The organism is Serratia sp. J2 (genome assembly GCF_046269175.1).
GTDB lineage: Bacteria > Pseudomonadota > Gammaproteobacteria > Enterobacterales > Enterobacteriaceae > Chania > Chania fonticola_C.
Genome location: NZ_JBKABN010000026.1, coordinates 74,353 through 84,086, shown reverse-complemented (window position 1 = coordinate 84,086; position 9,734 = coordinate 74,353). Strand labels below are relative to the sequence as shown.

Annotated in this window: 7 protein-coding genes; 4 read left to right on the top strand and 3 right to left on the bottom strand. The window is 55.1% G+C overall.

The window, feature by feature from the left end; translation table 11 throughout:
* Nucleotides 1-41: 41 nt before the first annotated feature.
* A complete protein-coding gene (locus ACKWMY_RS22390; protein ID WP_409487058.1) occupies nucleotides 42-3,359 on the bottom strand; it encodes an autotransporter domain-containing protein in 3,318 nt (1,105 codons plus the stop codon).
* Between the two features lie 361 nt (nucleotides 3,360-3,720).
* On the opposite strand from ACKWMY_RS22390, the gene lpxP reads away from it, so the two are divergent.
* Nucleotides 3,721-4,641, top strand: a complete 921-nt coding sequence (lpxP, locus tag ACKWMY_RS22385; protein WP_024527984.1) for a kdo(2)-lipid IV(A) palmitoleoyltransferase — start codon at nucleotides 3,721-3,723, stop codon at nucleotides 4,639-4,641.
* 229 nt (nucleotides 4,642-4,870) lie between these two features.
* Complete coding sequence (locus tag ACKWMY_RS22380) at nucleotides 4,871-5,560, top strand: CTP synthase (protein WP_409487057.1); 690 nt, start codon at nucleotides 4,871-4,873, stop codon at nucleotides 5,558-5,560.
* Nucleotides 5,561-5,588: 28 nt separating this feature from the next.
* Here ACKWMY_RS22380 and ACKWMY_RS22375 read toward each other — a convergent pair whose 3' ends face one another.
* Together ACKWMY_RS22375 and ACKWMY_RS22370 are read right to left on the bottom strand one after the other, a co-directional pair.
* The gene (locus tag ACKWMY_RS22375; protein WP_074031510.1) at nucleotides 5,589-6,278 is read right to left on the bottom strand and encodes an LrgB family protein; all 690 of its coding nucleotides are present in this window, start codon (nucleotides 6,276-6,278) and stop codon (nucleotides 5,589-5,591) included.
* Nucleotides 6,271-6,693: a CidA/LrgA family protein gene (locus tag ACKWMY_RS22370; RefSeq protein WP_024527987.1), complete on the bottom strand. Its 423-nt coding sequence runs from the start codon at nucleotides 6,691-6,693 to the stop codon at nucleotides 6,271-6,273. The genes ACKWMY_RS22375 and ACKWMY_RS22370 overlap by 8 nt, the downstream gene beginning before the upstream one ends.
* A gap of 134 nt (nucleotides 6,694-6,827) precedes the next feature.
* On the opposite strand from ACKWMY_RS22370, the gene ACKWMY_RS22365 reads away from it, so the two are divergent.
* Both ACKWMY_RS22365 and ACKWMY_RS22360 read left to right on the top strand, forming a co-directional pair.
* On the top strand, nucleotides 6,828-7,712 hold the full coding sequence (locus ACKWMY_RS22365; protein ID WP_024527988.1) for a LysR family transcriptional regulator: 885 nt from the start codon (nucleotides 6,828-6,830) through the stop codon (nucleotides 7,710-7,712).
* 281 nt (nucleotides 7,713-7,993) lie between these two features.
* Nucleotides 7,994-9,721 (top strand): SulP family inorganic anion transporter, encoded by a 1,728-nt coding sequence (locus ACKWMY_RS22360; RefSeq protein ID WP_409487056.1) that lies wholly within the window; start codon nucleotides 7,994-7,996, stop codon nucleotides 9,719-9,721.
* Nucleotides 9,722-9,734 lie beyond the last annotated feature (13 nt).

The window sequence follows — 9,734 nt, the reverse complement described above, 5'->3', positions numbered from 1 at the left end:
CTCATGGGTCAAGCGCCTTTTTCTTTTATCATACCGGCCGGTCAGAAACGCCAGGTGGCCGATAGGTTACCCGCTACCGAGTCATAACCAGAACGGAACAGATCGCTCTCTACCCCCAAGCCCAGCTCCACATCCCTATTGATTTGGTAACGAACTCCGGCTTTCACTCCCATGGAGTCACGCCCAGTCACCTGATTCTTGTTGCTGAAGCTCGCCGTGCGGTAGTTGGCGAAAGAGGCTTCTTGCGATACGTCGCTATCCAGCAACTCATGATCCCAGGTAAGTTGCAGATCGGCAGCAATAGCAGCGCCCGAAGAGAGCGGAAGATCCCAACTGCTGTTGACCCCAATGCTGGAGCGCAGAGAATCAAAAGTGCTAGAACCTAGCGCCAGGCGGCTACTGTCGTTGCCCGTTTCCGTCACGCTTGGGCGATGCAGGGTCGTGTAATTCAGTGCGGCCACCGGGCCAGCGCTCCATTGGTCATTCAGCGCCCAGCGGTAGCCGCCACCAGCAGCGACAGAACCCGCCAGGCCGGTCCAACTGGCATGTTGGCTCGCCTGATAAGTTTCGACGCTGATGCTGCGATCCAAGCGGCTATCTTCAATGCCAAACCGACCATTGCCGAATAAATACATCCCCGCTTGCCGATCGGCGGCATAACGAGCCTGGATGCCCAGATCGAAAGCCGTGGTTTTACCGGTGGCGTTTTCCGGTGATTTGACCGTTACCGATTGCCCACTGACCGCACCATGGAAGCCATAAACCCAGTCGCTATTCTGCTCACTGTGCTTTTCAGCACCAAAGACTATGCCGTAGCTGCTGGCATCATAGCCAACCCGATCGCCTTGGCGCTGCTGCCAAAAACCGCCACCAAAGGGTATGGCAAAACTATGCCATTCGCCTGCAACCTGCTGCTCTGGCGTGGTGGGATGAGATCCGCTGACGATCCGCGTAATCTGTTGTTCGCGATTAAGAGAACTGGCGAACATCGCACTGTAGGCTGCGGGCGAAAGTTGCTGCAAAGCGCTGCTGATGCTCCGTCCGTCGACAGCAGAGAAGTCCAATGTGCGGTACAACGGCTGGATGTCTGCACCCGCGCCAGACACAATGTGGTCCAGCGCCTGGCCTACCTGCCGCGCATTGCTGTCCTGGGCATACTGGCTGTAGGCGTTGTCTGCACGCAACATCGCGAGTTGCCAACGATCCTCACCCTGCGGCGTTGCCTGCAAGGCCAGCGTAGGCGAACTGAGTAACCCGTCCACCGTGCTGAATTCTCCGCTATGCGAGGTGGCTTTCAGCATCTCGCCCGAATCCAGCCGCCAGTCTGTGGCATACCAGTCTGGCTGAGGCGCAAACGTTAGCTGACCGTTGAATGCAGCATGGCCATTAACCACCAGGGTATCGTGTCCACCACGGCCATCGACCTCTAACAGCAACTGCCCCTTCTCGCCCTGTTGATAGAGGCCGGTGACCTCGATTTGCCCTAGCGAATTCCCCGGCGCGAGGATACCGTCATTCACAAAGCGGCCCGCCGGGTTCAAGGTATAATCGCTGTTGCCAGCCAGCGTGGAGCCTGGTGCGATAGACATGCTGTAAATCTGGTGGTGACCATTAAGCGAAGTGATCCCCCCGCGAGTGCTCAGCGCCAGATTGTCGATACCTTCAATATTTCCCCGATAGTTGAACCGGAATTTGGGGTCTGCCTGATCGGTTGCCTGCCCTTGCAAATTGGCCAGGCGCCCAAAGGTAAACTGGGTCAGGCGCTGCTGGCCATGCTCATCCAACTGGTTATAATCCGAGTAGATATTCCCTTCCAGCTGAGCACCATTTAATAGATTGATATTGTTGACCAGCGCGTTTGGCGAGATATAAATCGCCGCACCTTTAGCGGCAACCCGGCCGCTAATATCCGCATTATTGACCAGCGCCCCCTGTAGCTCCGGCAATAATGTTGCAACCTGTCCACCAACATAATGTATCCAGGATCCCCGGTAATCCACATCGTTGCCCAGCAGGTTATTGCCAAAATCAAAACTGAGAGCAACGCCATTAGCGCCTAGCGCTTGAACATCGCCACGCTGAATGAGATTGTGGTTCTTGCCATAAGCAAACATCACGCCGCGGCCATTGACCCCGTCAGCGTAGACGCGAGTGCCAGGCTCAACGTTCAGCGTGTTGTTTTGCCCATCGATACGAATACCTGCTCCACCGGCGCCCAGTGTTAACAGATCCGCTTGCTGGAAGATGTGGTTATTGCTGCCGTAAACATGCAAACCAACGCCCAATGTCGCGGTATTATACTGCCCCGTGATGTAGCCATCGCCCTGCTTGTTACGTAAAAAGTAACCCTGTCGATTAACCAGCGTCTGCCCATCACCGTAGAGCGAAAAACCGAAGAAATTACGCCGGTCGATCTGATAATCCATGTCCTGCAATAACGCCAACTCGGCTTCCATAAACGTGGTGTAGTTGCGGTAATTCTGGTGGCTCATCATGCTGTTTTTCAGCTCGATATGGCTCATATAGTTATCGTCAACCGAGCCATCATCAGCCAACATTTTCACCGGAACGCCGGGCATGGCGCCCGCCAGCACTTCATCCACGTGCTTACCCGCGAAATACCCCTTATCAAGGCGCACATCAAAACCTTGCGGATCCCATGCGTTATTGCACCCTTTGCACAGTATGACCTGGCCGGGACGTGCCGGATTTCCATTGTCATCACGCAGATGCTCAGTCCAGGAACCAAAAGGCTGATCGGCGTCAAAAGCTGGGGTAAATGTCCCCTCCCCAGCCCAATCGGTGGCCATATTAGAGATACCCAACCCATGAGCCAATTCATGAACGGCAACACTGACCAGATCCGTTTTTCCGGAGCGGGGTAATTGCGCTGGAACATAGGGAATATTATCAAAATCCATTTTTCCCATGATAAATTGGCCATGAGAACCGAAGGTTAGCTCGCCGGTATCAATACCGTTCAAAGCCCCCTGCAGTTGTGTAATGCTGATTACACCATCGGTTACCGATTCGCTGGAGCCTGCAGCATTCACCTCATTAAAAGTGCCTACGTTGATGATGGCTGGCAATTGATCGGGTCTGGGGGTAATAACTTCAGCCCAGTACCGCATGGCATCCAGTATTTTTTCTTTCTGTTGGTGATTCAGATCCCAGGTCGACTCAATTGGCTGCGGATAGTTCGGCATAAAAGGGCCATCACCCACATCAAAGAAGCGTACCTGGAAGACGGCAACATTATTCGTGTTATAAACCAGGTAACTGTCTGCGGCGTAGCTAGGGTGACTGGCGAAAAAACCGGTTAACGCCGCCGAGATGAAAAGCTTTTTCAAATCAACCATCCTTGTATGCAAAGAAAGGAACCATTTCCTTCCAGTATAGAAGGACATACCTCATATAAACAAAGAATCAACATAACTAACAGGAAATACCCAAATAGCCCTCGGATAACCCTTTGTAGACGAATCCCCCACCCACTCTCACACCCACGTTTTGTGTGGTATAATCGCAAATACGAGAGCCCCTTCGCTGGCAAGCAGCCGTCCTTCCGAAGTCTGATAGCAGTGCGAACCGCCCTTCGAATGTAAAGGTTTAGTCAACGGCTAAACGATCGTCATGACTGGGTGTCAGAGTATGGTATCGCTATTGAGTCGCTTCTTTATGCGCTACAGGTTTCTACCCCATTTCGCATACAGAGTTGATATGAAGCGTCCACAAACTTTTAAACTTGCGTTACTGCACCCACGCTACTGGCTGACCTGGTTTGGCCTGGCGATACTGTTCCTGCTGGTTCAACTGCCCTATCCCGTGCTGCACAAGCTCGGCGGGTGGATGGGCCGCACCTCTATGCGCTTCTTGAAACGCCGCGTGTCGATCACCCGCCGCAATCTTGAACTGTGCTTCCCGGAGATGGATGAAGCGCAGCGCGAACGTAAAATTATCGGTAACTTCGAATCCCTCGGTATGGGCCTGCTGGAAACCGGCATAGCCTGGTTCTGGTCAGATAAACGCGTAAAGCGCTGGTTCAACGTAACCGGCATCAACCACCTGAAACAGGCCCAACAAAATGGCCGTGGCGTGCTGGTAATTGGGGTGCATTTCATGTCGCTGGAGCTGGGTGGCCGGGCGATGGGGTTGTGTCAGCCAATGATGGCTATGTATCGTCCACATAACAATAAAGCGATGGAATGGGCACAAACCAAAGGCCGTATGCGCTCCAACAAAGCCATGCTGGATCGCAAAGATCTGCGCGGCATGGTGCAAGCCCTGAAGCGTGGCGAAGCCGTATGGTTTGCTCCCGATCAGGATTACGGCCCGCGTGGCAGCGTGTTTGCCCCGCTGTTTGCCGTCGATCAGGCAGCGACCACCAGCGGTACCTTTATGCTGGCCCGCATGGCCAAACCGGCGCTGGTGCCGGTCGTGCTGATCCGCCGCCCGAAAGGCTGTGGCTACGATCTGCTGATCCAGCCGGCGTTAGAAGACTACCCAATTGACAATGAAGTGGCCGCTGCCGCCTACATGAATAAAGTGGTAGAGAAAGAGATCATGCGTGCTCCAGAGCAATATCTGTGGCTGCACCGCCGCTTCAAAACGCGCCCGGCGGGTTCGCCCTCACTGTATTAAACCCGCTTTCTGGCAGGTGTTGTTGCTCAGCCGAGAGCGGCAATCCCCCTCACCCCAACCCCTCTCCCACAGGGAGAGGGAGCCGTACGGAGCCGAAATCAGGTACGGCAAACAATGTGTAGCACGCTCTCAATCCCTCGAACATTTTGTGCTCCCCCCTGAAAAATCCACAGACCCGTTTTTAACTCTGCTGTAACATCCTTTTTTACCCGCTCAGGAAAAAGAAACGATGAAAACACAGGTTCGTCTCGCTCTGATTGGTGATTACTGCAGCGAAATTGTTGCCCACCAAGCCATCCCCGTCGCTCTCCAACTTACCGCTTCACACCTGAATCTTGATATCCAATCCCAATGGCTCCCCACAGAAACGTTGACCGATGTCTCTGCCCTACAGGGCTACGATGCTATCTGGGTGGTCCCTGGCAGCCCGTATCGCAACGATGACGGCGTCTTTATGACGATCCGCCATGCTCGCGAGCACAACATCCCCTTTCTGGGGTCTTGCGGTGGGTTTCAATATGCGGTGGTGGAATATGCTCGCAATGCGATGGGTTGGCACGATGCTGGCCACGCGGAGACCGATAGCGGGGGCCGCTTGGTGATCGCACCGCTGAGCTGTTTACTGGTTGAGAAAACCGGCACCATCCTGTTTCAGCCAAATTCGCTGATTGCCCGCGCCTATGGCAAGCTGGAGACTCACGAAGGCTACCACTGTAACTTTGGGGTTAACCCTGAATTTGTGGCAGATTTGGAGCAACACCCACTGATTATCAGTGGGCATGATATTGAAGGCGATGTTCGCTCGGTGGAGCTGCCAGGGCACCGTTTTTATGCCGCTACCCTGTTCCAGTCAGAACGTGCAGCGTTACGTGGGGAGCTTTCCCCACTGATTGTGGCCCTGGTCCAGGCCGCTCGCTAAACCTTGTCGGGGGCTAATCCTGCCCCCATTACCACATCAAGCGGCCAATCAATGGCGCCCCGATCACCGTGATAATCCCCGCTAACATCATCACCAGGCTGGACACTACGCCTTCTTGCTGACCTATCTCATAGGCTCTGGCGGTACCAGCTCCGTGGGAAGAGGCACCAAGCCCCGCTCCTTTTGCCAGACCGCTGCGCACCGAGAGGCGCAGGAACAGAATATCACCTACCGCCATCCCAAACACGCCAGTGATCACCACAAACAGCGCCACCAAGTCAGGTTGGCCGCCCATCTGCTTCGCCGCTTCCAGCGCAAACGGCGTCGTAATGGAACGCACTGCCAGGCTACGCTGCACCTCATCAGGCAACGTCAACCAACGGGCCAGCCACACCGAGCTGTAAACGGCTACCACCACAGCGGTAAGCACCCCGGCAGTTAGAGAAAGCCAATGGCGACGAATAATATGCAGGTTTTCATATACCGGCACGGCAAAGGCAATAGTTGCCGGACCAAGCAGCCACAGCAGCCAGTGCGTTTCACCGATATAGCTCTGATAGGAGATATGCGTCACCACCAGCAACAGCACCAATACCATCGGCGTCAGCACCAACGGCATCAACAGCAGGCTACGGCGGCGGCGGTAGAGCCTTTTATTGGCAAAGTAGAGTACCAATGTCACCACCAGGCAGGTGATGCTGAGGATCACGTCATTCATTACGCATTTTCCGCCGTTGCAGCCAGATCTCGAAACGATAAACGCGATCCACTACCAGCCCGGTCGCTCCCAGCGTCAGCATGGTGCTGATAGCGATCACCAGAAAAATCTTCCAGCCCTCCACCATCAACAGTTGGGCATAGTTCACTACCGCCACCACTGCCGGCACAAAAAACAGCAGCATTTCGGCCAGTAGCCAACGCGACCCCGCTTTTACCCAGTTCAACGGCAAAATGCGCAACAGGATCAGCGCCAGCATCATCAACATACCCACGATGTTGGCGGGCAAAGGCAGATGAAACTGTTGCACCAGCCGATCGGCAAGCAGGAATAACAAAGCATACAGCACTACCTGGATGGGCACCTGTAGGCGGAGCAGAAAAGCAGGCGCAGCACGGCGTAACGCCAGAGACATGAAAGTAACCTCAGAAAAAATCACGGCTTACAGTATACGCAGCCGGGAAACCCTGCCTGAAATGAATTAAAATCATCAACATCATGCCGTAAGGGAATAGTTTCCCGGCAGCACCGCCTTCAGGAGAGCCCAAAGTGGATGTCCGCACCCTGCGTTATTTTGTGGAAGTGGTTCGCCAGCAGAGTTTCACCCGCGCGGCCGAGAAGCTGTTTGTTACCCAACCCACCATCAGCAAGATGTTGCGCCATCTGGAAGACGAGTTGGAGTGCACACTGCTGGTGCGCGAAGGGCGCAAGCTGCACCTCACCGACAGCGGGCAGGCGGTTTATCAGCGCGGCCTGGCGATCCTGGATGAATTCCGCCAGCTGGAGGCCGAACTGGAGGACATCAGCTCGGTGAAAAAGGGGGTGCTGCGGCTGGGTATTCCACCGATGGTCGGCAGGCAGATCGCCGGTTTGATCCGCCAGTTCCGCCAGACCTATCCGGGTATCGAATTGAAGATCTCCGAACTGGGCGGCCTTTCGGTCGAACAGGCGGTGTTAACCGGAGAATTGGATCTGGCGATGACGATACTGCCCGCAGTATCTGACCAGCCGTTGACCTTTTTGCCCCTGCTAAGCCACCCGATGTGCGTAGTTGTGCCAAAGACGGCACACTGGCTCAACCGCACCAGCATCGCGATCAATGAGCTGGCCGAGTGGCCAATCCTGATTTATAACGAAGACTTCACGCTGTATAAAATGCTGATGGCAGCTTTTCAGCAGGCGGGCTTTGAACCCAAGATTGCCGTACGCAGCGGCCAGTGGGATTTTCTGGCAGCAATGGTGCAGGCCGGCGTGGGAATTGCCACCTTACCAGAGCCAGTCTGCCAATGGCTGGATAAAGAAAACCTGATCTGGCTGCCACTGGAGCCACGAATGGAATGGCAAGTGGGGCTGATCTGGCGCCAGGGCAGCTATCTTTCCCACAGCGCCCAGGCCTGGATTGCCTGCTGCCGGGAGTACTGGCCTCAGTCTTAATCGTCGTCTGTTTCCCCTCACCCCGGCCCTCTCCCAAAGGGCGAGGGAGCTGTACGGAGCCAAAGTCAGGTGCAACATAAATCTGTTGCACCTTCAGTCTCTCCATTCCTGCACCAGCGAAAATAAAGTCTAATATCAGGCCCCGTGCCGCAAAATTCAGGTCACAATCCCCTGCTATACTTCGGCTAATGCTCACCAAAAATCACTAAAAAACCGCTGATTTACTCTTCCGGCCAACGAAAGAGACAGCATGCCCCTTTATTCAGCCGGATGGAAAAGATATGCAGCGGAAATCCCTCCAGAGTATCGCGCCTGGCCTGATGAACCTGCTCGCTTACGAGCGTAGCTGGTTGAAACCTGATATCCGAGCTGGCCTCTCGGTGGCGGCAGTGGCATTACCGGTGGCGATTGCCTACGCCGAGTTGGCTGGCGTGAGCGCCATCGTCGGGCTTTACTCCTGTATTCTACCGATGATCGCCTACGCCATTTTTGGCTCATCGCGTCAGCTTATCGTCGGGCCTGATGCAGCCACCTGCGCGGTCATCGCCGCAGTAGTCACTCCGCTAGCGGCTGGCCATACCGAACTGCACTGGCAATTGACCATCGTGATGACCCTGATGATGGGAACCTGGTGCCTGATTGCCAGCCGCTTCAAGCTGGGAGCCATTGCAGACCTACTGTCACGCCCGATCCTCAATGGGTTGCTCAACGGTGTGGCGCTTACGATTATCGTCAACCAGATCAGCAAGATATTCGGGTTTGCCTCGCCCTCCAGCGAGCTGATTGAACGCATTTACGCGCTACCGGTTAACTTGCTCAACAGCCATTGGCCCACGGTGCTGATGTCACTGCTGACGCTGCTGATCCTGCTTGGCATCCACTATGCTCGGCCTAACTGGCCCGCACCGCTGTTCGCCGTGGTGCTGACGACGGCGTTGACCTGGGCGGCGAATTTGCCGCATTTTGGCATTGAAACGGTTGGAGGCTATACCGGTGGCGGTTTGCCCATGGTGTCATGGCCTGATTTTAAACCCGGGCTGCTGCGCGATCTGGTGATCCCGGCGCTCAACCTGGCCGTAGTCAGCTTTGTCAGCATGATGCTGACCACCCGGAGCTTTGCGGCAAAAAATGGCTACGAAGTTGACGCCGACAGCGAGTTTCGAGCGCTGGGGCTGGTAAATATCGTCTCCGGACTTTCGCAGGGATTCGCCATCAGTGGTGCCAACTCCCGTACCGCCGTTAATGATGCCAACGGTGGCAAAAGCCAGCTGGTTTCGGTGATTGCCGCGCTGGCGATCGCTTTGGTAGTGGCATTTTTTAGCGAGCCGCTGCAGTTTATCCCCATCCCGGTACTTGGCGTGGTGCTGATTTATGCCTCTTGGTCGCTACTGGATATGCGCAGCATTTTCCGGCTGCGTAAACGCAATCGCCCCGCGTTCTACCTGGCGCTGTTTACTTTCCTGAGCGTACTGCTGGTAGGGATCATTCCCGGCATTGGGCTGGCGGTGCTGCTGGGTCTGTTGCAGTTTCTACAGACGGTTTTCCGGCCTACCGAGCAACTGCTGGGGGTCAATGCAGACGGTATGATCCATTCGTTGGGCAAGAGCAACGGGATCCAGCCTGTCGATGGCGTCATTATGTACCGCTTTAATTCGCCGTTGACCTATTTTAACGTCGCCTATTTCAAGCGGCGGATCGCCACTCTGGTAGATGGAGCGCCGAGCCAGCCACGTTGGGTGGTGATTGACGCGGTGGCCAGCTTCACCCATGCGGATATCAGCGTGCTCGCGGCGGTCGAAGAATTGAAGCGAGATCTGCAACTGCGAGGGATTGGACTGGTGCTCGCAGGCCGCCGTACCGAACTGACACGCTGGTTTCGCCTGGATCGCTCCGGCAGCAAGGAGCATAAACTGATCCTGGTTCCCGACCTGTATCTGGCATTGAAGCTGATCCAAAGCAAGGAGAGTAAAGCGCAAGGGGAACGAGATGCCGAAGCCTTGGCTGAGTAAGATAGGGGCCGCA